The sequence below is a fragment of the Enterobacter cloacae complex sp. SHL012 genome (assembly GCF_049237505.1).
GTDB lineage: Bacteria > Pseudomonadota > Gammaproteobacteria > Enterobacterales > Enterobacteriaceae > Enterobacter > Enterobacter kobei.
The window spans coordinates 468,708-493,880 of the sequence record NZ_JBMKIZ010000002.1 but is presented as its reverse complement, the minus strand read 5'-3'; the positions used below and the strand labels follow the sequence as shown (position 1 = coordinate 493,880).

Here is a 25,173-nt window from a genome sequence, read left to right as displayed (position 1 = left end):
GGAAAAGATGGATTTTTTTAGCACGCAGAACATTCTGGTTCACATACCGATTGGTGCAGGTGGCTATGACCTGTCATGGATTGAGGCCGTCGGCACGCTGGCGGGTTTACTCTGCATCTGGCTGGCAAGCCTGGAGAAAATCAGCAATTACGCGTTCGGGCTGATTAACGTTACGCTTTTTGCGATTATCTTCTTCCAGATCCAGCTGTACGCCAGTCTGCTTTTGCAGTTGTTCTTCTTCGCCGCCAATATTTACGGCTGGTACGCGTGGTCGCGGCAGAACAGCCAGCAGGAGGCTGAGCTACAGATCCGCTGGCTACCCCTGCCGAAAGCCATTGCCTGGTTTGTCGCTTGCGTGGTCGCTATTGGATTCATGACCGTTTATATCAACCCGGTGTTTGCCTTCCTGACCCGCGTGGCCGTTTCGGCTATGTCCGGTATCGGCCTGAGCGTAACGATGCCAGAACTTCAGCCGGATGCTTTCCCATTCTGGGATTCCTGCATGATGGTGCTGTCAATTGCGGCGATGATCCTGATGACCCGTAAATACGTTGAGAACTGGCTGCTGTGGGTCATCATCAACGTTATCAGCGTGGTCATTTTCGCGCTGCAGGGCGTCTATGCGATGTCGCTGGAATATCTGCTGCTGACCTTCATTGCCCTGAATGGCAGCCGTATGTGGATTAAGAGCGCGCGTGAGCGAGGCTCTCACGCGCTTTCCCGCTAATGGTGATGATGATGTGAATGGTTGGGCTGCGCCTCGTTAAGGTGGCAGTCCGGCCCGTTACAGGCCTGATACTCCATCTGGACGGTGGCGTGGCCAATCTCGTAATGATGTTCCAGGAAATGATGAATGCGTTCCAGTAATGCATCGTGATCGTGAGGTGGGATCACCTGAACGTGTAGCGTCATCACCGGTTTTTCACCTACCTGCCAGACATGCACATGATGAACATTGCGCACTTCCGGGACAGAACGGCGCAGGTTACGCTTCAGCTCGTCAATGTCCATGGATGCGGGTGCCCCTTCAAGCAGTTCATTGACGCTCTCCTTCAGCAGACTCCAGGCGCTACGTAAAACCAGACACGATACAAGCACGGAGAGAATCGGGTCGACTGGCGTCCAGCCTGTATAGAGGATCACCAGCGCGGCGACTATCGCCCCGACTGAGCCGAGCAAATCCCCCAGCACATGCAGGGCAGCAGCGCGCACGTTGAGGTTCTTTTCCCCGCTGCCGCGATGCAAAATCCAGAATGCCAGAATATTTGCCAGCAGCCCCGCGACGGCAATCACCATCATTGTCGTTCCGGCTATTGGCTGCGGGTGCCTGAAGCGTTGGATGGCTTCCCAGACGATAAGAATAGTAATGACCACCAGCGCGATGGCGTTAACAAACGCGGCAAGCGTAGTCAGCCTCAACCAGCCGAAGGTATGGCGTGCGTTCGGAGGACGACGAGCAAATTGCACTGCCAGCAGAGCGAAGAGTAGCGCTGCGGCATCGGTCAGCATGTGCCCGGCATCAGCCAGCAGCGCCAGCGAGCCGGAGACCAGACCGCCAATGACCTCGATAACCATAAACGTGGCCGTAACGCCGAAGGCCAGCATGAGTCGTTTTACGTTGTCATTTCCGGGAGAAGATGCGTGTGAGTGGGTGTGCGCCATGTCTGCTTTCCTGTTTCGTTATTTTTTAGTGTAGCGTTTTTAACAGGTTACTCCAAAAAGAAAGGAGAGCCTGGGCTCTCCTTTCGCATTTAAAGCACTGACGACTTACTGGGTTGTGCCATCGGTTTTGGTATTGGCATCGTTACCCACTTTGTCGTTAGGGTCGGGACATTTGCCGTCCTTACACATTGAGTTCTTATGAACTTCATCTGAACTCATATTGTCGTGATTCATGGTGCCGGAATCACTGCCGTTCGGATGCAGCATGGTGCCGCCGGTATTGGTGTTGCCGGTATTGATCTGGCTGTTATCGACATTATTTGGGGCGATATTCTGTTTCGCATCAGGGGCGACCTGGCCTGCTTCTGCTGCCGCATTGGCATCACCGTTGCTGTCTGAGGTGCCCGTTTCAGCAGCCAGGACGCTGCCGCTTGCCAGGGTGAGAGTGGCGGTCAGGAAGAGGGTTGCCAGTTTTGTCATTTTCATCATGGTGCTCCTGTTCTTGTCGTTACGCTGGATAACTTTCTCCAACAGTGCATCTTTTTAGAGGCGAAAGATTCCGCCTTACGGACTTACGTCAGTAGGGAATCGCGTTTAGGCGTATAAAATTGGTTGTTACAGTTAAAAAGCTTAGGTTAGATCTCATTTTTCGCTATTTTGTGGCGATTTTTAGGCGAATTCCAGGAATTATCTGCGTGAAGTGTAAAACCGTGTTTACACTTCCTGGTCGACAAGATAGATTGAAAGGATTGCTTTCATTACTAAAGATATGGCAGAGCTGGAAAGAAAATGAATTATCAGAACGACGATTTACGCATTAAAGAGATCAATGAGTTATTACCTCCTGTAGCGCTCCTTGAGAAATTCCCCGCCACTGAAAATGCCGCAAACACGGTTTCTCATGCTCGCAAAGCGATCCATAAGATCCTGAAAGGTAATGACGATCGTCTTCTGGTGGTGATTGGTCCATGCTCTATCCACGATCCTGCTGCGGCAAAAGAGTATGCGGCAAGGCTGCTTCAGCTGCGCGAAGAGCTGAAGGATGAGCTGGAAATCGTCATGCGCGTCTATTTTGAAAAACCGCGTACGACCGTTGGCTGGAAAGGGCTCATTAACGATCCGCACATGGATAACAGCTTCCAGATCAACGACGGTCTGCGTATTGCGCGCAAGCTGCTGCTGGAGATCAACGACAGTGGCCTGCCTGCTGCCGGTGAGTTCCTGGACATGATCACGCCACAATACCTGGCTGATTTGATGAGCTGGGGCGCAATTGGTGCCCGTACCACGGAATCTCAGGTTCACCGCGAACTGGCATCCGGTCTCTCTTGTCCGGTTGGTTTTAAAAACGGCACTGACGGCACCATTAAGGTGGCTATCGACGCCATTAACGCAGCGGGTGCGCCGCACTGCTTCCTGTCCGTGACCAAATGGGGTCATTCCGCCATCGTGAACACCAGCGGTAACGGGGATTGCCATATCATTCTGCGTGGCGGCAAAGAGCCAAACTACAGTGCAAAACATGTGGCCGACGTGAAGGTCGGGCTGGAAAAAGCCGGGCTGCCACCGCAGGTGATGATCGATTTCAGCCATGCCAACTCCAGCAAGCAGTTTAAAAAGCAAATGGACGTCGGGGTTGATGTCTGTCAGCAGATTGCCGGCGGTGAGAAGGCGGTGATTGGCGTGATGATTGAAAGCCATCTGGTCGAAGGTAACCAGAACCTGGAAGGCAGCGAGCCGCTGGTGTACGGCAAGAGCGTCACGGATGCCTGCATCGGCTGGGACGATACCGACACCCTCCTGCGTCAGCTGGCGAACGCGGTGAAAGCACGTCGCGGTTAAGTCCTGAGGCAGAAATAAAAAAGCGCGGAAGGCTCCGCGCTTTTTTTATGTCTGGCGAAAATTACTTCGCTTTACCCTGGTTCGCGACAGCCGCGGCTTTCGCTGCGATTTCATCCGCGTTACCCAGATAGTAGTGTTTGATTGGTTTGAAGTTTTCGTCAAACTCATACACCAGCGGTACGCCAGTTGGGATGTTCAGTTCAAGAATTTCGTCTTCACCCATGTTGTCCAGGTATTTCACCAGCGCACGCAGGGAGTTACCGTGAGCGGCGATGATCACGCGCTCACCGCTTTTCAGGCGTGGCAGAATGGTTTCGTTCCAGTAAGGCACAACGCGGTCGATGGTCAGCGCCAGGCTTTCGGTGGTTGGCAGCTCAGCGTCAGTCAGTTTCGCGTAACGCGGGTCGTGGCCCGGGTAGCGCTCGTCATCTTTGGTCAGCTCTGGTGGGGTTACCGCGAAGCCGCGACGCCACTGTTTAACCTGCTCGTCACCGTATTTCTCAGCGGTTTCGGCTTTGTTGAGACCCTGCAGCGCACCGTAGTGGCGCTCGTTCAGTTTCCAGGATTTCTCAACCGGCAGCCAGGCCTGATCCAGTTCGTCGAGCACGTTCCACAGCGTGTGGATGGCACGTTTCAGCACAGAGGTGTAAGCAAAATCAAAGCTGAAGCCTTCTTCCTTCAGCAGTTTACCTGCTGCTTTTGCTTCGCTTACGCCTTTCTCAGACAGATCAACGTCGTACCAACCGGTAAAGCGGTTTTCGTTGTTCCACTGGCTTTCGCCGTGACGCACCAGGACCAGCTTAGTAATAGCCATCTCTTACTCCTCAAGCATTTTTAGAATGATAACAATTCTCATTATATTGCTGTGGCCAGGCCAGCAGCAACGCTTAACCCTAACCATAGCGAAAATAGTCTTCGAGTGTAAGATGCTTGTGAATCCAGGGTTATGATTTTGTCTGCGATCGGCGCTATTTTCAGCAAGGGGAGCAGAAAAAAGCCCTCGATGTGAGGGCCTGTCGTTAAGCGCGCGGAATGAAATGATACTCGGTGACGCTCACGTACTCTTCACCCGGGCGCAGAACGCAATCTGGCTGCGGCCATTCCGGATGATTCGGGCTGTCAGGCAGGAACTCGCTCTCCAGTGCCAGACCCTGCCAGTCGCTGTATTCATTGTGTTCGCGTGCCGTTGTGCCGCCAAGATAGTTACCTGAGTAGAACTGCAGGGCAGGGGCGGTGGTATAAACGGTCATCTGCAACTTCTCGTCAGCAGACCAGACCTGCGCGGCGGGCTGGCTGATATCGCCTTTGGCCTGCAACAGGAAAGCGTGGTCGTAGCCTTTCACCTTGCGCTGATCGTCATCACTCAGGAAATCCTGTGCGATAGCTTTCGCAGTGCGGAAGTCGAAGCTGGTGTCGTTCACCTGCTTCAGGCCCTGATACGGTATGCCCATTTCGTCAACCGGCAGGTACGCGTCCGCAAGAATTTGCAGCTTGTGGTTGCGCACGTCGCACTGGTTGCCGTCCAGATTAAAGTAGGCATGGTTAGTCAGGTTAACCGGACACGGCTTGTCGACCGTGGCACGGTATTCGATGGCGATTCGGTTGTCGTCGGTCAGCGTGAAGCGTGCGGAGGCGATAAGGTTGCCCGGGAAGCCCTGATCGCCATCAGGTGAATCCAGCGAGAACAGCACTTCGCTGTCATTTTGACGGACAATTTTCCAGCGGCGTTTATCAAACCCTTCCGGTCCGCCGTGAAGCTGGTTCTCACCCTGACTTGGAAGGAGAGGGTACGCCACGCCGTCGAGTTCGAAACGGCTTTTAGCGATGCGGTTGGCATAGCGGCCGACGGACGCTCCCAGAAAAGCAGATTGGTTAACATACTGCTCAGGCGATGCACAGCCGAGCAGCGTTTCACGCACGCTGCCGTCCGGCATCGGTACGCGGGCGGAGAGCAGGGTTGCACCCCAGTCCATCAGCGTAACCACCATCCCCGCGTGGTTGCGCAGGGTTAACAGGCGATACGGCAGCCCATCCGGTGCGAGGGTAGGTGTTTCGTTTAGCACTGTCCGGCTCCTTGTGATGCTTTACATACATAGAAGGTTTCTTTAATACCTGTCTTTGCTTCGTACTGCTTCGTCACGGCATCCTGTACGGCAGGGACCAGCTCTTCCGGTACCAGCGCAACGATGCAGCCCCCGAAGCCGCCGCCGGTCATGCGCACGCCGCCTTTATCGCCGATGGTCGCTTTGACGATCTCAACCAGGGTATCAATTTGCGGGACGGTGATTTCAAAGTCATCGCGCATGGAGGCATGCGATTCAGCCATCAGTTCTCCCATGCGTTTCAGGTCGCCTTTCGCCAGCGCGGACGCGGCTTCAACGGTACGGGCGTTCTCCGTCAGCACGTGACGAACGCGTCTGGCGACAACCGGATCCAGCTCATGCGCAACCTTATTGAATTCATCAAGCGTCACGTCGCGCAGGGCGGGCTGCTGGAAGAAGCGTGCACCGGTTTCACACTGCTCGCGGCGGGTGTTGTACTCGCTGCCCACCAGCGTGCGCTTAAAATTACTGTTGATAATCACAACAGCCGCGCCTTTGGGCAGCGGAACGGCTTTGGTGCCAAGCGAGCGGCAGTCGATCAGCAGCGCGTGCTCTTTTTTGCCCAGCGCGGAGATCAGCTGGTCCATAATGCCGCAGTTACAGCCCACGAACTGGTTTTCTGCTTCCTGACCGTTAAGGGCGATTTGCGCCCCGTCCAGCGGCAGATGATAAAGCTGCTGGAACACGGTCCCCACGGCGACTTCCAGAGAGGCAGAGGAGCTTAAGCCCGCGCCCTGTGGCACGTTGCCGCTGATCACTAAATCCGCACCGCCAAAGTTCTTGTTACGCTTCTGCAGATGCTTCACCACGCCGCGCACATAGTTAGACCACTGCTGGCTGTCGTGCGTCACAATGGGGGCATCAAGGGAAAACTCGTCGGTTTCGTTACCGTAATCCGCCGCTATTACGCGGACGTTACGGTCGTCGCGCTTTGCGCAACTAATAACCGTCTGGTAATCAATGGCACACGGCAGCACAAAACCGTCGTTGTAGTCAGTATGTTCACCGATCAGATTGACGCGGCCAGGCGCCTGAATAACATGGGTGGCAGGGTAGCCAAATTTCTCAGCAAACAGGGATTGTGTTTTATCTTTCAGACTCATTTTTTAGACTCCTGATTCGCGATAGTGGACGTCACTCACGGCACGCAGACGTTCGGCTGCCTGTTCCGCCGTCAGGTCACGCTGGGTTTCCGCCAGCATTTCATAGCCCACCATGAACTTACGTACCGTCGCAGAGCGAAGCAGTGGCGGATAGAAATGGGCATGCAGCTGCCAGTGTTGGTTCTCTTCACCGTTAAACGGTGCGCCGTGCCAGCCCATGGAATACGGGAAAGAGCACTGGAACAGGTTGTCGTAACGGCTGGTCAGTTTCTTCAGCGCCAGCGCAAGGTCGTCGCGCTGTGCGTCGCTGAGATCGGTCATGCGCTGTATGTGCGCTTTCGGCAACAGCAGCGTTTCAAACGGCCAGGCGGCCCAGTAAGGTACGACGGCGAGCCAGTGTTCGGTTTCCACCACGGTACGGCTGCCATCGGCCAGCTCACGCTGGGTGTAATCAACCAGCATGGGTGAGCCGTTTTCCTCGAAATAGGCTTTTTGCAGGCGGTCTTCGCGTTCGGCTTCGTTAGGCAGGAAGCTGTTCGCCCAGATCTGGCCGTGCGGATGCGGGTTGGAGCAGCCCATCGCCGCACCTTTGTTTTCAAATACCTGCACCCATGGGTAAGTCTGCCCCAGCTCAGCGGTTTGCGCCTGCCAGGTGCCGATCACCTCTTTCAGTGCCTCAACGCTCAGCTCCGGCAGCGTTTTGCTGTGATCGGGCGAGAAGCAGATCACGCGGCTGGTACCCCGCGCGCTTTCACAGCGCATCAGCGGGTCATGGCTCGCAGGCGCGTCCGGCGTGTCGGTCATTAGCGCAGCAAAATCGTTGGTGAAGACGAAGGTGCCTTTGTAGTCCGGGTTTTTATCTCCGGTGACGCGCGTGTTGCCCGGACACAGGAAGCAATCCGGGTCATGCTGCGGTAGCGTTTGTTTCGCAGGCGTCTCTTGCGCCCCCTGCCAGGGGCGCTTGGCGCGATGCGGAGACACCAAAATCCATTGTCCGCTTAACGGGTTAAAACGACGATGCGGATGATCGACGGGATTAAACGAAGTCATGAAGGATCCTTAGTCCGGATAGCCTTGCGGGTGGCGTGACTGCCAGTGCCAGGTATCCTGTGCCATTTCATCAAGCGTGCGGGTAACACGCCAGTTAAGCTCTTTGTCGGCTTTAGTGGCATCCGCCCAGTAAGCGGGCAGGTCACCATCACGACGCGGTGCGAAGTGGTAGTTCACTGGCTTACCGCAGGCTTTGCTGAAGGCGTTAACCACGTCCAGCACGCTGCTGCCGACCCCGGCGCCGAGGTTGTAAATATGCACGCCCGGTTTATCTGCCAGCTGTTGCATGGCCGCAACGTGACCGTCGGCCAGATCCATCACGTGGATATAGTCGCGCACGCCGGTACCGTCCTGGGTTGGGTAGTCGTTACCAAAAATCGCCAGCGACTCACGACGGCCTACCGCCACCTGGGCGATATACGGCATCAGGTTGTTCGGGATGCCCTGCGGATCTTCACCCATATCGCCAGACGGATGGGCGCCGACCGGGTTGAAGTAGCGCAGCAAGGCGATGCTCCATTCCGGCTGCGCTTTTTGCAGATCGGTCAGGATCTGTTCCACCATCAGCTTGCTTTTGCCGTACGGGCTTTGTGGCGTGCCTGTCGGGAAACTTTCAACGTAGGGGATTTTTGGCTGATCGCCATAGACGGTGGCGGAGGAGCTGAAGATAAAGTTTTTAACGTTTGCCGCACGCATGGCGGAGATGAGACGCAGGGTACCGTTGACGTTGTTGTCGTAATACTCAAGCGGCTTCGCAACGGATTCACCAACGGCTTTCAGACCGGCGAAGTGGATCACCGCTTCAATGGCGTGGTCGTGAAGGATTTCGGTCATCAGCGCTTCGTTGCGGATGTCGCCTTCCACGAAAGTGGGTTGTTTCCCGCCAAGACGTTCAATCACCGGCAGCACGCTGCGCTTACTATTGCACAGGTTGTCGAGGATGATCACATCGTGACCATTTTGCAGCAGTTGCACACAGGTATGACTTCCGATGTAACCGCTACCACCTGTTACCAGAACTCGCATGATTCGCTCCATTAGGCTTATGGTATGTAATAACCATAGCATAACAGAGACGCTAAAAGTGTGACATGGGATAAAATAGTGGAATCGTTTACACTCGTTTTCAAACTCGCTTTTTCAATCACTCAGACCATTCTAGATCAAAGAGATAGTGTTGTATTGATGCAAGTTATCTGAAAAGAGGAGGGCGGGGCCCTCCACGGTTAGTCGATGTGGCTGAGAAGATAGCGATAGCGCTCGCCGTCCGGAATGAACTCAAGACGATGGGTGATACAGGAAGGGGCATCCTCGGCATGGTGTGAAACAAACAGCAGTTGGGTTTCACCCTCGGCAATGAGAATATCCACAAAGCGACGAATCAGCTGGCGGTTTAGCGGATCCAGACCCTGCAGGGGCTCATCCAGAATTAACAGTGTCGGGTGTTTTACCAGCGCGCGAACGATCAATGCCAGGCGCTGCTGCCCCCATGACAAACTGTGAAACGGCGCGTCGGCCACCCGGCTATCCATCCCCAGAATATCCAGCCACTGCTGGGCCAGCTTGTGCTGCTTGTCCGACACCGCCTGATAAATTCCGATGGAGTCAAAATACCCGGAGAGGATCACGTTACGTACCGTGGTACTGACCCGGTAATCCAGATGCAGGCTGCTGCTGACGTAGCCGATATGTTTTTTAATATCCCAGATGGTTTCACCGCTGCCGCGACGACGGCCAAACAACGTGAGATCGTTGCTATAGCCCTGCGGATGGTCGCCGGTGATGAGGCTCAGCAGCGTGGATTTTCCCGCGCCATTCGGGCCGACAATCTGCCAGTGCTCGCCCGGATTCACCGTCCAGCTAAGATGGTTAAGGATCGGGCGGTCGTCATAAGAGACGATACCATCACGCAGCACGATGCGTGGCTGGTGAGGATCGAGCGCGTGGCGGGCTGACGGGGCATCGGGTTCCGGAAGGGTGATGCCGTCGAGCTGTTCACTGTGCGCGAGCTGGGCGATCAGCGCCTGCTTAAGCAGCGCCGACTTTTCGCCCGTCTCGGTCAGATGGCAGTCGGCCAGCACACCGGCATGCTGGACAAAATCCGGAATCTCATCAAAGCGGTTAAGTACCAGCACAAGGGTATATCCCTGCTGATTAAGCGAGCCCAGCAGATGCGCCAGCTGCGCCCGGGACTGGACGTCAAGGCCGTCGAACGGTTCGTCGAGGATCAGCAGCTCAGGCTCGCTCATCAGCGCCTGGCAAAGCAGGGTTTTCCGCGTTTCGCCGGTAGAAAGATATTTGAAGCGTCGGTTGAGCAGGGCGGTAATGCCGAACTGTTCAGCCAGGCGCTGACAGCGGGCAGGATCTTTCACCTCATCCTGGATAATTTCCGCCGTTGTACGGCCGGTATCTTCTTCTCCAGGACTGAGTAAATCGGTATTGTTGCGCTGCCATTCGTCGCTCACCAGCTTTTGCAGTTGTTCAAAAGAGAGGCGCGTCAGGCGCGTAACGTCGCTCTGGTATTCCCCTTTGAGGAGGGTGAGCTCCCCCGCCAGCGCACGGGCCAGCGCGGATTTACCGCTACCGTTAGTGCCAACAAACGCCCAGCTTTCAGCCGCGCGTATTGTCAAATCAGCAATCGCCAGCGTCCGGGTATCGCTAAGACGAAACGTACCTTGCGAAATATGCAATAATGCCATGATTTATCCCATTTTTTGCAGCAACAGATGTCAGGGATACTCACTGTCAGCGCGGTTGTCAATGCGCTCAGCACAATGTGGCGATAATCACCCGGTCTGCGTTGAAATATGCGGTGACGACAGCACCTTCTTCTAAGCCGTCCGCCTCGCTGCAAGGTACCGTCGCGCAGAGTGATTGTCCGTCCGCCAGCGTCATAAGCACTTCGCATTGCGCCTTACCGCGTTCAATATGGCTGATTGCGCCCGATAGCTGGTTATCCGCTGCCTGTGCCGTGTCGGGGTTACGCGTGATATTGACCCATGGCGCTTTCAGTAACACCAGCACCTCTTTACCTTCATCCAGGCCAAGGCGCTCTGCACTCTGCGCGGTGATTGCGGCTTTCAGACGCGTTGTTCCATCGGCAAGCAGGATCTCAACATGCTGTTGTATCTGAAGATTATCGCGCGCCGTCACCGTACCAAACCACTGGTTGCGGGCGCTGGTTTGTAACGAGAAGCGGGAAATGGCGGCCAGCAAACTGTCCAGTGGAACGCTATCGTCATCACTCAGTACATCAAACGCTTTTTGCTGGATCTGGCCCAGAAGATCGTAAAGCTGAATCAGGCGCTGGCCGTAGCGCGTCACCCTGGCGCCGCCACCGCCCTTACCGCCCGTGGCTCTGTCCACCAGCGGGTGTTCGCTCAGGGTGTTCATTTCATTGATGGCATCCCAGGCGCTTTTATAGCTGATCCCGGCATTCTTTGCCCCCTGGCTAATCGAGCCCGTTTGTTCTATTTGTTTAAGCAGGGCTATACGTCTGGGGTCGGCAAAAAGCTTTTGCTGTAGTCGGAGAGTAAGAAGAATTTCGGCCTGCATAACAGTGTCCTGGCAAAAAGGATATTGTGACCCAAATGGTGCGGGGCGCAAAGGCTACCGCACAAAAGGGGATGTTTTTCTTACTTTTCAGGGTAGAATAAGCCCTTCACAATATCTGGAGAAAACCATGTTAGAGTTGTTGAAAAGTCTGGTATTCGCCGTGATCATGGTGCCAGTAGTGATGGCCATCATCCTCGGTGCCATCTACGGCCTGGGTGAAGTGTTCAACCTCTTTTCGAACATTGGTCACAAAGACCAGGCTAAAAAGCAGCATTGATTCCCTTCAAAACGCCCGGCTAGCCCGGGCGTTTTGCTCTCAAGCTTTTCTCATTTTCTCCGATAGTATTAAGAATCAGTCCAGCTTACCCCTTGAGCGGTACGATATAGCGCTGGGATCTCCATGAAGATATCGTTATATTATCGCCTATATAACGCTATATACAGGAGCTACAAATGGCACGTTCATGGGTACGTCTTTTCGCAGGGGCAACGCTGACGCTTTCACTTGCCGGGCAGGCGCTGGCGGACGACGGAAAAATTACGGTTTTTGCGGCGGCGTCACTGACCAACGCGCTGCAGGATATTGCGGCGGCATATAAAAAAGAGAAGAACGTCGATGTTGTCTCCTCTTTCGCCTCTTCATCTACGCTGGCGCGCCAGATAGAAGCGGGGGCACCGGCGGATCTGTTCATTTCAGCCGATCAGAAATGGATGGATTACGCGGCGGAGAAGAAATCAATTGATCCGGCAACCCGCGAAACGCTGCTGGGGAATAGCCTGGTTGTCGTGGCACCAAAAGCCAGCGCGCAGGCGGATATTACCATTAACAAAGAGACCAACTGGATGAGCCTGCTTAACGGTGGCCGTCTGGCGGTGGGCGATCCGGAGCATGTTCCGGCGGGGATCTACGCCAAAGAAGCGCTGCAAAAACTGGGCGCGTGGGAGACATTGTCGCCGAAACTGGCGCCGGCGGAAGATGTACGCGGTGCGCTGGCGCTGGTGGAACGCAACGAAGCCCCGCTGGGGATTGTATATGGCTCTGATGCCGTTGCCAGCAAGGGTGTGAAAGTGGTTGCAACGTTCCCGGAAGACTCCCACAAGAAAGTGGAATATCCTGTCGCGATTGTTGATGGACATAAAAACGCGACCGTGACGGCCTTTCGCGATTACCTGAAGGGGCCAGAAGCGTCCGCAATCTTTAAACGTTATGGATTTACGACTCACTGATGATATTGACCGATCCTGAATGGCAGGCTGTTCTGCTGAGCCTTAAAGTCTCTTCCCTGGCGGTTGCGCTGAGTTTGCCCTTTGGGATCTTCTTTGCCTGGTTACTGGTGCGCTGCCGGTTTCCCGGCAAAGCGCTGCTCGACAGCGTACTTCATCTCCCGCTCGTTTTACCCCCCGTGGTGGTCGGCTATCTGTTGCTGATTTCGATGGGGCGACGCGGTTTTATCGGCGAGAAGCTCTACGACTGGTTTGGGCTGACGTTCGCCTTTAGCTGGCGCGGTGCGGTACTGGCCGCGGCGGTGATGTCATTTCCGCTGATGGTGAGGGCGATCCGCCTCGCGCTGGAAGGGGTGGACATGAAGCTCGAACAGGCGGCCCGCACGCTGGGTGCCGGGCGCTGGCGCGTCTTTTTCACCATCACGCTCCCGCTTACGCTGCCGGGGATTATAGTTGGCACGGTACTGGCGTTTGCCCGTTCGCTGGGCGAGTTCGGCGCGACCATCACGTTTGTATCGAACATTCCCGGCGAGACGCGAACGATTCCGTCAGCCATGTACACCCTGATTCAAACACCCGGCGGAGAAGGCGCGGCGGCGCGACTGTGCATCATTTCAATCGTCCTGGCCCTGGCTTCGCTGCTGGTGTCTGAATGGCTGGCGCGGCTGAGTCGCGAACGGATGGGGAAATAAGGATGCTGGAACTGAATTTCACCCAGACGCTGGGGAACCACACGCTGACGCTTAACGAGACGCTGCCTGCAAGCGGCATCACCGCCATTTTTGGCGTCTCCGGTGCGGGAAAAACCTCTCTGATTAATGCGATTAGCGGCCTGACACGCCCGCAGTCAGGGCGAATTGTTCTGAATGACCGCGTTCTGAATGACGTGGAGAACAAAATATACCTCTCGCCGGATAAACGTCGCATCGGCTATGTTTTCCAGGACGCGCGCTTGTTCCCGCACTACAGCGTGCGCGGCAACCTGCGCTACGGTATGGCCAAAAGTATGGCCGGGCAGTTTGATAAGCTGGTGACGCTGTTAGGTATTGAGCCTCTGCTCGACAGGCTGCCTTCCTCGCTTTCCGGTGGAGAAAAACAGCGTGTGGCGATTGGCCGTGCCTTGCTGACCGCGCCCGAGCTGCTGTTGCTCGACGAACCGCTGGCTTCGCTGGATATTCCGCGTAAACGTGAACTGCTGCCCTACCTGCAGCGCCTGACCCGCGAGATTAACATTCCCATGCTCTACGTCAGCCACTCGCTGGATGAGATCCTCCATCTGGCCGACAAAGTGCTGGTACTGGAAGAGGGCAGCGTAAAGGCCTTTGGCAACCTGGAAGAGGTATGGGGAAGCAGCGTGATGCATCCCTGGCTTCCAAAGGAGCAGCAGAGCAGTATCCTGAAAGTGAGCGTGCTGGAACACCACCCGCATTATGCGATGACCGCGCTGGCGCTGGGCGACCAGCATCTGTGGGTGAGCAAGGTCGACAAGCCGTTACAGTCCGCGCTGCGTATTCGCATTCAGGCATCGGACGTCTCGCTGGTGCTGCAACCGCCGCTGCAAACCAGCATTCGTAATATTCTGCGCGCCAAAGTGGCGGAGTGTTTTGATGATAACGGTCAGGTGGAAGTGAAGCTTGAGGTGGGAAGCAGGACGCTCTGGGCGCGCATCAGCCCGTGGGCCAGGGACGAGTTAGGTATCAAGCCCGGCCTGTGGCTTTACGCGCAAATCAAGAGCGTCTCGATCACTGCCTGATTACAGCAGGTGGGTATAAATGTACTGCGCGATGCTATCGGTGGTGTTATCGCCAATCACCACGTTAGCGCGCGCTTTCACCGCGTCATCGGCGTTGCCCATCGCCACGCCGGTACCGGCAGCCTCCAGCATACTGATATCGTTATAGTTATCGCCAAAGGCAATCACGTCACGCATCGACCCTCCCTGAGATTCCACGTACTGCGTCAGGCGCTTGCCCTTGCTGTTGCCTTTACGGGCAATATCTACCTGATCGTGCCATGACCATTCACATTCCAGACCCAGGGTCTGTTCAACCTGTTTCGCGAAGGTATTCAGTTTGGTGGTGTCTTCATCCGTCAGGGCGAATTTCCAGATAGCGTCAACATCCTGAGCGGCCTGGCGCAGGGAGGACACCTGGGTAAAGACCGGACGCTGCGCTTCCGGCAGCGAAAGTGCCCAGTTACTGGTGCGCACCACATGGCCGGTAGGGCGCTCGTACAGCATCGCGTTGTCCACATACATCAGGCCATGAATGGCATGCTCATCCAGCAGATCAATCAGTTGCAGCGCCTGAGGAACCGGTAGCGGGTCGGAGGCTAAAACCTTTTTTGCCTGATAATCATACAAATAAGTGCCATTACAACAAATTGCAGGTGTATCTAACGCCAGTGCCTGATAAAAAGGATGAATGGCAACGTGATGTCGACCCGTTACGATAAGGAGTTGATACCCGGCTTCCTGGGCTCGTTTAAGCGCTTCAAGGGAGGAGGGAAGCAGGGTTTTCTGAGGGGTCAGTAATGTTCCGTCTAAATCCAGGGCAATCACACGCGAGGTCATTTGTTCTTCCGGGTTAATGTTGAATTTTAGGTCTCAGGCGATGTTACACCGAGAGTAAATCGCTGCAAAATTCCTGGCTAAAATTCAGCATTCACCGTTAAAAATAATCACTTTCACGCGCAGTGAGGAAAGGAGTATTCATGAAACAAACCGTTTATACCGCCAGTCCTGAAAGTCAGCAGATCCACGTCTGGCGTTTGAATGCAGAAGGTTCGCTCACGCTGGTTCAGGTTGTTGATGTTCCGGGGCAAGTACAGCCAATGGTCGTCAGCCCGGATAAACGTTTTCTCTATGTTGGCGTACGCCCTGAGTTCCGGGTGCTGGCCTACCGCATCTCGCCGGACGACGGTGCGCTGACCTACACTGCCGAAGCGCCGCTGCCGGGCAGCCCGACCCACATCTCGACCGATCGTAAAGGGCGTTTCATCTTTAGCGGCTCTTACAATGCGGGCTGCGTCAGCGTGACCCGCCTTGACGACGGCATTCCGGTCGACACAGTCGACGTGGTGGAAGGACTGGAAGGGTGTCACTCGGCGAATATCTCTCCGGACAACCGCACGCTGTGGGTGCCTGCACTGAAGCAGGATCGCATCTGCCTGTTTACCCTGAGCGACGATGGTCACCTGGTGGCGCAAAACCCGGCTGAAGTGACTACCGTTGAGGGCGCAGGCCCACGCCATATGGTCTTCCACCCGAACCAGCAGTATGCCTATGTGGTAAACGAACTGAACAGTTCGGTAGACGTGTGGGAGCTGAAAGATCCAAACGGTCAGATCGAATGCGTGCAGACGCTGGATATGATGCCATCTGACTTCTCTGACACCCGCTGGGCGGCGGATATCCACATTACGCCTGACGGCCGTCATCTGTATGCCTGCGACCGTACCTCCAGCCTGATTACCGTCTTTAGCGTCTCCGAAGATGGCAGCGTGCTGGCCATTGAAGGTTTCCAGCCAACGGAAACTCAGCCGCGTGGCTTTAATATCGATCACAGCGGTAAATACCTGATTGCGGCAGGGCAGAAATCCCACCATATCGCGCTGTATGAAATCAAAGGCGTACAGGGTCTGCTGGAAGAAAAAGGACGCTACGCCGTAGGCCAGGGACCGATGTGGGTCCTGGTCAACGCTCACTAAGTGGCCTGAAACAAAAAACCTCGCGAATGCGAGGTTTTTTTATGCCCGGTGGTAGCCGGGTAGAGCACATCAAAACGTAACCAACCTGATTATCATAATGTTGACTTAAGACGATGTAAAATCATCACCAATGAAGAAAAGACGTTCTCAAGCGGTGGTTCGCAAAAATAATTAATATAATCAATGAGATATTTGGTTTTTCTTTATGGATTCCTAAACTCTTCATAACTGTTTTTATGTACAGTAATGGTTTGATATCATTCTGTTCGTTGGTTTGATGTGTTGCAGTTCCGCAATTCAGGATCCTTTTTAAGTCCTGGCTGTCGGGTGGTGCCGACAGTGCCTAAACTGCGGAGCACATCAAAACATAGCCAACACACCTCTGGTGACAGGCAGCGGAAAGGTAAGGCAGAGGAGAAGTGCTCTATACCAAAGGAGTGGCGTATGAGCGGTGTGGAATGGGCAATTCTGTTCCTGCAACTCATGGTTGCGATTATGCAACTATTGGATGCGTATCTTAAGTTTGGTGCCTGACGCATTCAGTCGCAGTAAAAAGGGGGATTAAAATCCCCCTTTTACTCTCATCTTACTGCTTCGGCTCTGCAACCACCTTGCTACCCAGACCGCGGTTGTTGTATTCCCACATGCGGTTGAAGTTCGCGTCGTTCAGATTGCGCTGCACGTTCCCTTTATCATCCACCGCACCGGTATTGCCGGAGAACGGACGTTTGGAGATCGCGGCATCAGCCCACGGCTTCGCCATGTTAAAGCCTTCGTTGATCACGCTGTCGCGGATCACGACCTGACCGTTAGTGGCAGAGTCCACATCCAGGGAGCGACCCAGCTGTGCCACGCCGTCACCGGCAGCGTTAAAGCGGCTGTTAACGGCCAGGAAGCCGTAGAACAGGTTAGACTGTGTTGCTGGCGCAAACACGTAACCTTCCTGCTGAGTGCGCGAGTTCACCACGCGGAAATCGGTGTTTTCAAATACCACCGCGCCGCGACCGGACACCAGATCCACGTCACCTTCAATGTAGCTGTTGGTCACCAGCGTACGGGTCAGGCGGTTGTTCTGCAGCGTGTTCTTAACATCGCTGTTGGTCACAAAGAAGGTATTCTGACGGCCCAGAATGTTGACGTTGTTAATCTGCACCTTATCGCCATCACTACGCAGCGCGACGGCCTGGTGAGTACCGGCATCGACGCTGTCGCCGAGGGTATTTTGAATGGTCAGGTTTTGCAGCTGCAGACCATTATTTTGGGACCAGAATACCGCCGAGCACATCAGGCCAACGGTAGCGGAACGCTTGCTCTGGCAGTTATCAAACATGTACCACGCCGGTTTACCTGGCATATATTTACCGGCCGGGTTCACCAGGCGACGCCAGGTGGTGCTGTCGATTTCGGAATCAATCGCCAGGCCAATTTTCACGTCGATTGCTTTTTCGCCCAGACCGTAAAGGGTGATGCTGCCTGGCGCGGCCGGAACATACACGGTGCCTTCGTATTCGCCCGGCAGGATCGCGATGTACTGGCGAGAGGCGCTGTGTTTGGTAATGGCCGCGTCAACCGCTGCCTGAATGGACGTGTGCGTTACGCCCTGGGCGCCAGCCGGGCCAACCACGAAGTCAGGCTGTTTCGGCAGGTTAATAGAAGACGGTGTCCACGGCGCAGCGTTAGGATCCATCGCTGAGAAGTAGTGGGCACGGTCGAAGTTCTTCGCTTCATCAGCGGACAAAATCGGGCGGGACGCGGTGCCCGGTGCTACCTGCTCAGAAGGCAGCTGATCCGGTGGTGTTGAACTGCATGCGGATAAGGTCACGCCAAAGGCGAGCGCTAACGCCAGACGGGAAATCCTGGAAATGTTCAAGGTGGAGCTCCTGGGTATGCAAGTCTTAAACGGGATAGACGAAATAGCCTGCTTTTTTATACTAAGTTGAGCGAAACGGGAAGATAAAAAGGGTAAAAGTTGCATTTTTTACCCCCGGGAGGCGGGAAAGTCATCACAAATAAATAACATTTTCTACCAGAACGGTTGACAGCAGACGGCGGATGAAAATAAATGTCTATACAACCTATGACAAGTGGAATGCCCATGCAGCTTCATCCTGACGATGTAATATGGCGAAATGCGCGACTGGCAACGATGGTTCCCGATGCCTCCGCACCCTATGGTCTGAAAGCGCAACACGCCCTGGTCGTGCGCGGTCAAACCATCCTGGCCGTGATACCTGAATCTGACATTCCTTCCGGACACCGTCACTGCATCGATCTACAGGGGCGTCTGGTGACGCCGGGGCTGATTGATTGCCATACCCATCTGGTATTTGGCGGCGACCGCGCGGCAGAGTGGGAGCAGCGCCTGAACGGTGTCTCTTATCAAACCATCAGCGCGCAGGGCGGCGGGATTAACGCCACCGTGACGGCGACACGCAACAGTTCGCCGGAAACCCTGTTGAAGCTGGCGCAGCAGCGGCTAGAGCGTCTCATGAATGAAGGCGTGACGACCATAGAAATTAAATCGGGATACGGACTTAACGCGGATGCCGAAGAGAAAATGTTGCGGGTTGCTCGCCAGCTTAGTCTGAGTAATCTGGTCGAGATTAGCCCGACGCTTCTGGCGGCACATGCCGTCCCTGCGGAATACCGACAGGATCCGGATGCGTATCTCACGCTGGTCTGCGAGCAGATCATGCCCACGCTGTGGCAAAAAGCGTTATTTGAAGCGGTAGATGTGTTTTGTGAAAACGTCGGCTTTACCCCGTCGCAAACCGAGCGCCTTTTCCAGGCCGCCACCGCGCTGGGTATTCCGGTGAAAGGGCATGTTGAGCAGCTGTCTAATCAGGGCGGTGCGGCGCTGGTCAGCCAGTATAAAGGGCTGTCAGCGGATCATATCGAATATCTCGACGACGCAGGCATTCAGGCGATGGCGCAAAGCGGTACGGTGGCGGTATTGCTCCCCGGCGCGTTCTATTTCCTTCAGGAGCGCCAGCGCCCGCCGGTTGAACAGCTCAGAAAACAGGAAGTGCCGATGGCGGTGGCCACCGACTATAACCCCGGCACCAGCCCGTTTGCGAGCCTGCACCTGGCGATGAATATGGCCTGCGTCCAGTTTGGCCTGACCCCTGAAGAGGCCTGGGCTGGCGTCACGCGACACGCCGCGCAGGCGCTGGGTCGCGGCGCAACCCACGGGCAATTGCAGGCGGGGTATGTGGCCGATTTTATCGTCTGGGATGCTGACCATCCGGTTGAGATGGTCTATGAACCGGGTCGCAATCCGTTGTATCAGCGTATTTTCCGTGGGGAGGCAGTATGAGGTTATGGCGGCCCGTAGCCGAAACGGTCTGGCAGGGGCGTGACGACAGCGCCGAGGCCAGCAATGCAAAGCGTATTTTTCAGACGATACAGCAGCAGGCGCAGTTTACGCCGCTTTCCTCTGGCATCGCGCTGATCGGGTTTGAATGCGATGCAGGGGTTAAACGCAATCAGGGCAGGTCTGGCGCCGTACAGGCCCCTGATATCCTGCGCAACGCGCTGGCGAATATGGCCAGCCATCAGGGACACGAACGGCTTGCTGATATGGGATCCGTGTATGTCGAAGGTGATGAACTTGAAGCGGCACAGCGGGTTTTAAGCGATGCGGTGACGGCCTGCCAGCAGTCCGGGATGCGCACGCTGATCTTTGGCGGCGGGCACGAGACCGCCTGGGCGCATGGTCGGGGCATTCTCGATGCCTTCCCGAACGAGCGCGTGACAGTGATTAATCTTGATGCCCATCTCGATCTGCGCAAGGCCGAGCGTGCAACATCTGGTACCCCGTTTCGTCAACTGGCCCATTACTGCGAGGACCACGGTCGGGCGTTTCGCTACGCCTGCTTTGGCGTCAGCCGGGCAGCCAACACGCAGGCACTCTGGGATGAAGCGGAACGCCTGAACGTCACGCTGGTGGAAGACTGGCATTTCAGACGCGATGCGTTATCTGCGCTGGAAAAGGTGCTGGCGCAGGCCGATCGGGTCTACCTGACTATTGACCTCGACGTTCTGCCGGCGAGCGAAATGCCTGCCGTATCCGCCCCTGCGGCGTTAGGGGTACCGGCGCTGGATCTTCTGCCGGTTATCGAACAAATCTGTCGCAGCGGTAAGCTGCAGGCCGCCGATCTGGTAGAGTTTAACCCGCAGTACGACAGGGACGGACAGGGCGCGAAGCTTGCCGCTCGTCTGGCCTGGCAAATTGCTCACTGGTGGGCATAACCCGAGTTAAGGAGTCATGATGTTTTCACGCTCGCCCCTGGCGCAGTCGAGCCCTCCTGCGCCTTTCTACGAAAAGGTGAAGCAGGCTATCAGCGAAAAAATTGCTACCGGTGTCTGGCGCCCTCACGATCGTATTCCGTCCGAGGCCGAACTGGTGGCGCAATTTGGATTTAGCCGGATGACCATCAACCGGGCGCTGCGCGAACTGACCGATGAAGGTCTTCTGGTGCGCCTGCAGGGGGTCGGCACTTTCGTGGCGGAGCCCAAAGGTCAGTCGGCGCTGTTTGAAATCCGCAGTATTGCCGATGAGATACACTCGCGAAATCATCAGCACCGCTGCGAGGTGCTGGTGCTCGAAGAGACCGAGGCGAGCGCCGAGCAGGCCGCCGAGCTGAATGTTAAAGAAGGGAGCCGCATCTTCCACTCCGTGATGGTGCATTTTGAGAACGACATTCCGGTACAGATTGAAGATCGCTGCGTTAACGCAGAGCGGATACCGGAGTATCTGAGCCAGGATTACACCCAAACCACGCCGCATGCGTACCTCTCGCTGGTCGCACCGCTGACGGAAGGGGAACACATTGTGGAGGCTGTGCGCGCCACGCCGCAGGAGTGTGAACGGTTGCGCATTAAAGAGCACGATCCGTGCCTGCTGATCCGCCGTCGAACCTGGTCATCATCGCAGATTGTCTCCCATGCCAGGCTGCTTTTCCCGGGTAACCGTTACCGGCTGCAGGGCCACTTTATGTCATAAGTTTTATAAGCGTGATCGCTAACGCAATATAACAAAATTGTATCTTTTTTGTTAAAACTGACCTTGTGTGTGCTTGTCTATACAAGTATATCTAAATGCATCATCTGTCCTTTATGAGGAGCACACAATGTCGTCAGGTAAATACCGCCAGCAGGATGTCCGCGCCGCGCGCGGCACCACGCTTACTGCCAAAAGCTGGCTCACCGAAGCCCCGCTGCGCATGTTGATGAATAACCTCGACCCTGAGGTGGCGGAGAACCCCCACGAGCTGGTGGTCTACGGCGGCATAGGCCGCGCCGCGCGTAACTGGGAATGCTATGACGCAATTGTAAAATCCCTGACTCATCTCGAACACGACGAAACCCTGCTGGTGCAGTCCGGCAAGCCGGTCGGCGTATTCAAAACCCATAAAAATGCGCCACGCGTGCTGATCGCCAACTCTAACCTGGTGCCGCACTGGGCGACGTGGGAACACTTCAACGAGCTGGATGCCAAAGGGCTGGCGATGTATGGTCAGATGACCGCCGGGAGCTGGATCTACATTGGCAGCCAGGGGATTGTGCAAGGCACTTACGAAACCTTCGTGGAAGCCGGCCGCCAGCACTATAACGGCTCGCTGAAAGGCCGCTGGGTATTGACTGCCGGTCTCGGCGGTATGGGCGGCGCGCAGCCACTTGCCGCCACGCTTGCTGGCGCCTGCTCGCTTAACATTGAGTGCCAGCAGAGCCGCATTGATTTCCGTCTGCGTACCCGCTACGTCGACGAGCAGGCTGATAACCTCGACGATGCGCTGGCGCGCATCAAAAAATACACCTCGGAAGGCAAAGCGGTGTCGATCGCCCTGTGCGGCAACGCGGCAGAGATTCTGCCTGAACTTGTCGCCCGCGGCGTTCGCCCGGATCTCGTCACCGACCAGACCAGCGCCCATGACCCGCTGCACGGTTACCTGCCAAACGGCTGGACGTGGGAAGAATATCAGCAAAAAGCGGAAACCGACCCGGAAGGCACGGTACTTGCCGCGAAACGTTCGATGGCTGAACACGTCTCCGCGATGCTGGCCTTCAGCAAGATGGGCATTCCGACCTTCGATTACGGCAATAACATCCGCCAGATGGCGAAAGAGATGGGCGTGACGAACGCCTTCGACTTCCCGGGCTTCGTGCCTGCCTATATTCGCCCGCTGTTCTGTCGCGGCATTGGGCCGTTCCGCTGGGTTGCCCTGTCCGGTGACCCGGAGGATATCTACAAAACCGATGCCAAAGTGAAAGAGATCGTCGCGGATGACGAACATCTCCACCACTGGCTGGACATGGCGCGCGAGCGCATTAACTTCCAGGGCCTGCCTGCGCGTATCTGCTGGGTCGGTCTGGAGTGGCGGCAAAAACTGGGTCTGGCCTTCAATGAAATGGTGCGCAGCGGCGAAGTCTCCGCACCGATTGTCATTGGTCGCGACCACCTTGATTCCGGCTCCGTTGCCAGCCCTAACCGTGAAACGGAAGCCATGCGCGACGGCTCGGATGCCGTTTCAGACTGGCCGCTGCTGAATGCCCTGCTTAATACCGCCAGCGGCGCGACCTGGGTCTCGCTGCACCACGGCGGTGGCGTGGGAATGGGCTTCTCCCAGCACTCGGGGATGGTTATCGTTTGTGACGGTACCGATGAAGCCGCCGCGCGTATCGCTCGCGTGCTGCACAACGACCCGGCCACCGGCGTGATGCGTCACGCGGACGCGGGTTACGAGATTGCTATTGACTGTGCCAAAGAGCAGGGGCTAAACCTGCCGATGATCCCTGCCACACAAGGAAATCATGAATGAACGCCTTAACACTTACGCCCGGTTCCCTGACGCTTAAACAGCTGCGAAACGTCTGGCGTCAGCCGGTTACGCTCTCGCTTGATGAAAGTGCCCACGCCGCCATTAACGACAGCGTTGCCTGCGTGGAGGCCATTGTTGCCGAAGGGCGCACGGCTTACGGGATCAACACCGGGTTTGGTCTGCTGGCACAAACGCGCATTGCAACGCACGATCTGGAAAACTTACAGCGTTCACTGGTGCTGTCTCACGCGGCGGGGGTCGGCCAGCCGCTCGATGACGAGATTGTCCGTCTGATGATGGTGCTTAAAATCAACAGCCTGGCGCGCGGTTTCTCCGGCATTCGCCTGAGCGTGATCCAGGCGCTGATGGCGCTGGTTAATGCCGACGTCTATCCGTGGATCCCGGCGAAAGGTTCCGTCGGCGCCTCCGGCGATCTTGCGCCGCTGGCGCATATGTCGCTGCTTCTGTTGGGGGAAGGGCAGGCACGCTGGCAGGGCGAATGGCTTCCTGCCAAAGAGGCGCTGAACAAAGCCGGTTTAGCCCCGATCACCCTGGCGGCGAAGGAGGGGCTGGCGCTGCTGAACGGCACGCAGGCGTCGACTGCCTTCGCGCTGCGCGGCCTGTTTGAAGCGGAGGATCTGTTTGCCTCGGCGGTGGTGTGCGGCGCGCTCACCACCGAAGCCGTGCTGGGTTCGCGTCGTCCGTTCGACGCCCGCATCCACGAGGTGCGCGGCCAGCGCGGCCAAATTGACGCCGCCGCCATGTATCGCCACGTGCTCACCGACACCAGCGAAATTGCGGATTCACACCACAACTGTGAAAAAGTGCAGGATCCGTACTCTCTGCGCTGCCAGCCGCAGGTGATGGGCGCGTGCCTGACGCAGCTGCGCCAGGCCGCAGAGGTACTGCTGATAGAGGCCAACGCGGTATCCGATAACCCGCTGGTCTTCGCCCAGGAAAACGAGGTGGTCTCCGGCGGTAACTTCCACGCCGAGCCGGTGGCGATGGCGGCGGATAATATCGCCTTGGCCATTGCCGAAATTGGCGCGTTGTCAGAACGCCGTATCGCGCTGATGATGGATAAACATATGTCGCAGCTGCCACCGTTCCTGGTGCGTAACGGCGGGGTCAACTCGGGCTTTATGATTGCCCAGGTGACGGCTGCCGCGCTGGCGAGTGAAAACAAAGCGCTGTCGCACCCGCACAGCGTCGACAGCCTGCCAACCTCGGCGAACCAGGAGGACCACGTCTCGATGGCCCCGGCTGCCGGACGTCGTCTCTGGGAGATGGCCGCCAACACCCGCGGCGTGCTGGCGGTGGAATGGCTGGCGGCAAGTCAGGGTATTGATTTGCGTGAAGGGCTGAAATCCAGCCCGCTGCTGGAGCAGGCGCGTCAGGCGCTGCGTGAGCACGTATCGCATTACGATGACGACCGCTTCTTTGCGCCGGACATTGATAAAGCGATGCAGCTTCTGGAAGAGGGACGGCTGGTAGGGCTGCTACCTTCCGTGCTGTGATTCGTGCCCGGTGGCGCTGCGCTTACCGGGCCTACGAGTGCAAAATGTAGGCCGGGTAAGGCGTAGCCGCCACCCGGCTTTTTTTACGAATACATCGCCGTAATCGACGCGCTACCAAGCGAATGGAAATGCACGTTAAAGCCTACCATCGCGCCACTCGCGCCTTCATCGACCTCAATCTTGTCCACATCCAGCGCATGCACCGTGAAGATATAGCGGTGGGTTTCCCCTTTTGGTGGCGCCGCGCCGCCGTAGCCCGCTTTACCAAAGTCAGTGCGCGTCTGAATAGCGCCTTCCGGCAGGGCGACCAGGCCGGAGCCGGAACCCTGCGGCAGCACGCGCGTGTCGGCAGGCAGGTTTGCTACGATCCAGTGCCACCATCCGGAGCCGGTTGGCGCATCCGGGTCGTAACAGGTCACGACAAAGCTTTTCGTGCCAGCCGGAACCTCATCCCACGCCAGGTGCGGGGAGATATTATCGCCCTGATACCCCATGCCGTTGAAAACGTGGCGTTCCGGCAGCTTTTCGCCGTCGCGCAGATCTTTGCTGATGATTTTCATACGGTTTACCCTCGTTAATCACTCGTTCT

25 protein-coding genes are annotated in these 25,173 nt (G+C 56.2%); 13 read left to right on the top strand and 12 right to left on the bottom strand.

The features are described 5' to 3' along the window. The first annotated feature begins 7 nt into the window (after positions 1-7). Positions 8-727 (top strand): nicotinamide riboside transporter PnuC, encoded by a 720-nt coding sequence (pnuC, locus tag ACOTY9_RS09985; protein ID WP_014883049.1) that lies wholly within the window; start codon positions 8-10, stop codon positions 725-727. On the opposite strand, the gene zitB is transcribed toward pnuC, so the two are convergent. Then, the gene (gene zitB / locus ACOTY9_RS09980; protein ID WP_014883050.1) at positions 724-1,662 is read right to left on the bottom strand and encodes a CDF family zinc transporter ZitB; all 939 of its coding nucleotides are present in this window, start codon (positions 1,660-1,662) and stop codon (positions 724-726) included. The two genes, pnuC and zitB, sit on opposite strands and share 4 nt — an antisense overlap. A 105-nt stretch (positions 1,663-1,767) precedes the next feature. Beyond that, on the bottom strand, positions 1,768-2,148 hold the full coding sequence (locus ACOTY9_RS09975; protein WP_014883051.1) for a protein YbgS: 381 nt from the start codon (positions 2,146-2,148) through the stop codon (positions 1,768-1,770). 303 nt (positions 2,149-2,451) lie between these two features. On the opposite strand from ACOTY9_RS09975, the gene aroG reads away from it, so the two are divergent. Next, on the top strand, positions 2,452-3,504 hold the full coding sequence (gene aroG / locus ACOTY9_RS09970) for a 3-deoxy-7-phosphoheptulonate synthase AroG (protein WP_050862805.1): 1,053 nt from the start codon (positions 2,452-2,454) through the stop codon (positions 3,502-3,504). A 61-nt stretch (positions 3,505-3,565) separates the two neighbouring features. Here aroG and gpmA read toward each other — a convergent pair whose 3' ends face one another. From gpmA to modE, 7 genes are all read right to left on the bottom strand, one after another. Continuing rightward, positions 3,566-4,318: a 2,3-diphosphoglycerate-dependent phosphoglycerate mutase gene (gene gpmA / locus ACOTY9_RS09965; protein ID WP_008501111.1), complete on the bottom strand. Its 753-nt coding sequence runs from the start codon at positions 4,316-4,318 to the stop codon at positions 3,566-3,568. 205 nt (positions 4,319-4,523) lie between these two features. Next, positions 4,524-5,567, bottom strand: coding sequence for a galactose-1-epimerase (gene galM, locus ACOTY9_RS09960; protein WP_348565686.1), 1,044 nt, complete (start codon positions 5,565-5,567; stop codon positions 4,524-4,526). Beyond that, the gene (gene galK, locus ACOTY9_RS09955) at positions 5,561-6,709 is read right to left on the bottom strand and encodes a galactokinase (RefSeq protein WP_014883054.1); all 1,149 of its coding nucleotides are present in this window, start codon (positions 6,707-6,709) and stop codon (positions 5,561-5,563) included. Before galK ends, galM begins: the two co-directional genes overlap by 7 nt. Before the next feature lie 3 nt (positions 6,710-6,712). Continuing rightward, the gene (gene galT, locus ACOTY9_RS09950; protein ID WP_023332433.1) at positions 6,713-7,759 is read right to left on the bottom strand and encodes a galactose-1-phosphate uridylyltransferase; all 1,047 of its coding nucleotides are present in this window, start codon (positions 7,757-7,759) and stop codon (positions 6,713-6,715) included. Between the two features lie 9 nt (positions 7,760-7,768). Then, complete coding sequence (gene galE / locus ACOTY9_RS09945; RefSeq protein WP_023332434.1) at positions 7,769-8,785, bottom strand: UDP-glucose 4-epimerase GalE; 1,017 nt, start codon at positions 8,783-8,785, stop codon at positions 7,769-7,771. A 200-nt stretch (positions 8,786-8,985) separates the two neighbouring features. Then, positions 8,986-10,458, bottom strand: coding sequence for a molybdate ABC transporter ATP-binding protein ModF (modF, locus tag ACOTY9_RS09940; protein WP_032637161.1), 1,473 nt, complete (start codon positions 10,456-10,458; stop codon positions 8,986-8,988). Between the two features lie 67 nt (positions 10,459-10,525). Continuing rightward, entirely contained in the window at positions 10,526-11,314 is a 789-nt protein-coding gene (modE, locus tag ACOTY9_RS09935) for a molybdenum-dependent transcriptional regulator (RefSeq protein WP_023332436.1), read from the bottom strand. A gap of 127 nt (positions 11,315-11,441) precedes the next feature. On the opposite strand from modE, the gene ACOTY9_RS09930 reads away from it, so the two are divergent. From ACOTY9_RS09930 to modC, 4 genes are all read left to right on the top strand, one after another. Then, positions 11,442-11,591, top strand: a complete 150-nt coding sequence (locus tag ACOTY9_RS09930; RefSeq protein WP_014883059.1) for an AcrZ family multidrug efflux pump-associated protein — start codon at positions 11,442-11,444, stop codon at positions 11,589-11,591. A 176-nt stretch (positions 11,592-11,767) separates the two neighbouring features. Further along, on the top strand, positions 11,768-12,541 hold the full coding sequence (gene modA / locus ACOTY9_RS09925) for a molybdate ABC transporter substrate-binding protein (RefSeq protein WP_014883060.1): 774 nt from the start codon (positions 11,768-11,770) through the stop codon (positions 12,539-12,541). Further along, positions 12,541-13,230 carry a molybdate ABC transporter permease subunit gene (gene modB / locus ACOTY9_RS09920; RefSeq protein WP_032637160.1) on the top strand — a complete coding sequence of 230 codons (690 nt, stop codon included), beginning with the start codon at positions 12,541-12,543 and terminating at the stop codon, positions 13,228-13,230. Before modA ends, modB begins: the two co-directional genes overlap by 1 nt. A gap of 2 nt (positions 13,231-13,232) precedes the next feature. After that, positions 13,233-14,291, top strand: a complete 1,059-nt coding sequence (gene modC / locus ACOTY9_RS09915; protein WP_014883062.1) for a molybdenum ABC transporter ATP-binding protein ModC — start codon at positions 13,233-13,235, stop codon at positions 14,289-14,291. Here modC and ACOTY9_RS09910 read toward each other — a convergent pair whose 3' ends face one another. Further along, a complete protein-coding gene (locus tag ACOTY9_RS09910) occupies positions 14,292-15,110 on the bottom strand; it encodes a pyridoxal phosphatase (RefSeq protein WP_032637158.1) in 819 nt (272 codons plus the stop codon). A gap of 140 nt (positions 15,111-15,250) precedes the next feature. Here ACOTY9_RS09910 and pgl point away from each other — a divergent pair, with 140 nt between their 5' ends. Together pgl and tisB are read left to right on the top strand one after the other, a co-directional pair. Further along, positions 15,251-16,246: a 6-phosphogluconolactonase gene (pgl, locus tag ACOTY9_RS09905; RefSeq protein WP_023338174.1), complete on the top strand. Its 996-nt coding sequence runs from the start codon at positions 15,251-15,253 to the stop codon at positions 16,244-16,246. Between the two features lie 444 nt (positions 16,247-16,690). Next, positions 16,691-16,780: a type I toxin-antitoxin system toxin TisB gene (gene tisB / locus ACOTY9_RS09900; RefSeq protein ID WP_023332440.1), complete on the top strand. Its 90-nt coding sequence runs from the start codon at positions 16,691-16,693 to the stop codon at positions 16,778-16,780. Positions 16,781-16,832: 52 nt separating this feature from the next. On the opposite strand, the gene ACOTY9_RS09895 is transcribed toward tisB, so the two are convergent. Further along, positions 16,833-18,116, bottom strand: coding sequence for a putative acyl-CoA thioester hydrolase (locus ACOTY9_RS09895; protein WP_014883065.1), 1,284 nt, complete (start codon positions 18,114-18,116; stop codon positions 16,833-16,835). A gap of 225 nt (positions 18,117-18,341) precedes the next feature. Between ACOTY9_RS09895 and hutI the strand changes: the two genes are divergently transcribed. From hutI to hutH, 5 genes are all read left to right on the top strand, one after another. Next, a complete protein-coding gene (hutI, locus tag ACOTY9_RS09890; protein WP_348565685.1) occupies positions 18,342-19,562 on the top strand; it encodes an imidazolonepropionase in 1,221 nt (406 codons plus the stop codon). Then, positions 19,559-20,497, top strand: coding sequence for a formimidoylglutamase (hutG, locus tag ACOTY9_RS09885; protein ID WP_032637153.1), 939 nt, complete (start codon positions 19,559-19,561; stop codon positions 20,495-20,497). Before hutI ends, hutG begins: the two co-directional genes overlap by 4 nt. A gap of 19 nt (positions 20,498-20,516) precedes the next feature. Beyond that, complete coding sequence (locus ACOTY9_RS09880) at positions 20,517-21,251, top strand: histidine utilization repressor (RefSeq protein ID WP_014883068.1); 735 nt, start codon at positions 20,517-20,519, stop codon at positions 21,249-21,251. 127 nt (positions 21,252-21,378) lie between these two features. Then, complete coding sequence (gene hutU / locus ACOTY9_RS09875) at positions 21,379-23,067, top strand: urocanate hydratase (protein WP_014883069.1); 1,689 nt, start codon at positions 21,379-21,381, stop codon at positions 23,065-23,067. Then, a complete protein-coding gene (gene hutH / locus ACOTY9_RS09870; RefSeq protein ID WP_196361331.1) occupies positions 23,064-24,584 on the top strand; it encodes a histidine ammonia-lyase in 1,521 nt (506 codons plus the stop codon). The genes hutU and hutH overlap by 4 nt, the downstream gene beginning before the upstream one ends. Positions 24,585-24,667: 83 nt before the next feature. Here the strand turns inward: hutH and ACOTY9_RS09865 are convergent, their stop codons facing one another. Beyond that, positions 24,668-25,144, bottom strand: a complete 477-nt coding sequence (locus ACOTY9_RS09865; protein ID WP_014883071.1) for a kinase inhibitor — start codon at positions 25,142-25,144, stop codon at positions 24,668-24,670. Between the last annotated feature and the right edge of the window lie 29 nt (positions 25,145-25,173).

Bases quoted from the DNA above. Each gene is read 5' to 3' on its own strand.
- pnuC (WP_014883049.1), top strand. From the start codon at position 8: ATGGATTTTTTTAGCACGCAGAACATTCTGGTTCACATACCGATTGGT.
- zitB (WP_014883050.1), bottom strand. From the start codon at position 1,662: ATGGCGCACACCCACTCACACGCATCTTCTCCCGGAAATGACAACGTA.
- ACOTY9_RS09975 (WP_014883051.1), bottom strand. From the start codon at position 2,148: ATGAAAATGACAAAACTGGCAACCCTCTTCCTGACCGCCACTCTCACC.
- aroG (WP_050862805.1), top strand. From the start codon at position 2,452: ATGAATTATCAGAACGACGATTTACGCATTAAAGAGATCAATGAGTTA.
- gpmA (WP_008501111.1), bottom strand. From the start codon at position 4,318: ATGGCTATTACTAAGCTGGTCCTGGTGCGTCACGGCGAAAGCCAGTGG.
- galK (WP_014883054.1), bottom strand. From the start codon at position 6,709: ATGAGTCTGAAAGATAAAACACAATCCCTGTTTGCTGAGAAATTTGGC.
- galT (WP_023332433.1), bottom strand. From the start codon at position 7,759: ATGACTTCGTTTAATCCCGTCGATCATCCGCATCGTCGTTTTAACCCG.
- galE (WP_023332434.1), bottom strand. From the start codon at position 8,785: ATGCGAGTTCTGGTAACAGGTGGTAGCGGTTACATCGGAAGTCATACC.
- modF (WP_032637161.1), bottom strand. From the start codon at position 10,458: ATGGCATTATTGCATATTTCGCAAGGTACGTTTCGTCTTAGCGATACC.
- modE (WP_023332436.1), bottom strand. From the start codon at position 11,314: ATGCAGGCCGAAATTCTTCTTACTCTCCGACTACAGCAAAAGCTTTTT.
- ACOTY9_RS09930 (WP_014883059.1), top strand. From the start codon at position 11,442: ATGTTAGAGTTGTTGAAAAGTCTGGTATTCGCCGTGATCATGGTGCCA.
- modA (WP_014883060.1), top strand. From the start codon at position 11,768: ATGGCACGTTCATGGGTACGTCTTTTCGCAGGGGCAACGCTGACGCTT.
- modB (WP_032637160.1), top strand. From the start codon at position 12,541: ATGATATTGACCGATCCTGAATGGCAGGCTGTTCTGCTGAGCCTTAAA.
- modC (WP_014883062.1), top strand. From the start codon at position 13,233: ATGCTGGAACTGAATTTCACCCAGACGCTGGGGAACCACACGCTGACG.
- ACOTY9_RS09910 (WP_032637158.1), bottom strand. From the start codon at position 15,110: ATGACCTCGCGTGTGATTGCCCTGGATTTAGACGGAACATTACTGACC.
- pgl (WP_023338174.1), top strand. From the start codon at position 15,251: ATGAAACAAACCGTTTATACCGCCAGTCCTGAAAGTCAGCAGATCCAC.
- tisB (WP_023332440.1), top strand. From the start codon at position 16,691: ATGAGCGGTGTGGAATGGGCAATTCTGTTCCTGCAACTCATGGTTGCG.
- hutI (WP_348565685.1), top strand. From the start codon at position 18,342: ATGCAGCTTCATCCTGACGATGTAATATGGCGAAATGCGCGACTGGCA.
- hutG (WP_032637153.1), top strand. From the start codon at position 19,559: ATGAGGTTATGGCGGCCCGTAGCCGAAACGGTCTGGCAGGGGCGTGAC.
- ACOTY9_RS09880 (WP_014883068.1), top strand. From the start codon at position 20,517: ATGTTTTCACGCTCGCCCCTGGCGCAGTCGAGCCCTCCTGCGCCTTTC.
- hutU (WP_014883069.1), top strand. From the start codon at position 21,379: ATGTCGTCAGGTAAATACCGCCAGCAGGATGTCCGCGCCGCGCGCGGC.
- hutH (WP_196361331.1), top strand. From the start codon at position 23,064: ATGAACGCCTTAACACTTACGCCCGGTTCCCTGACGCTTAAACAGCTG.
- ACOTY9_RS09865 (WP_014883071.1), bottom strand. From the start codon at position 25,144: ATGAAAATCATCAGCAAAGATCTGCGCGACGGCGAAAAGCTGCCGGAA.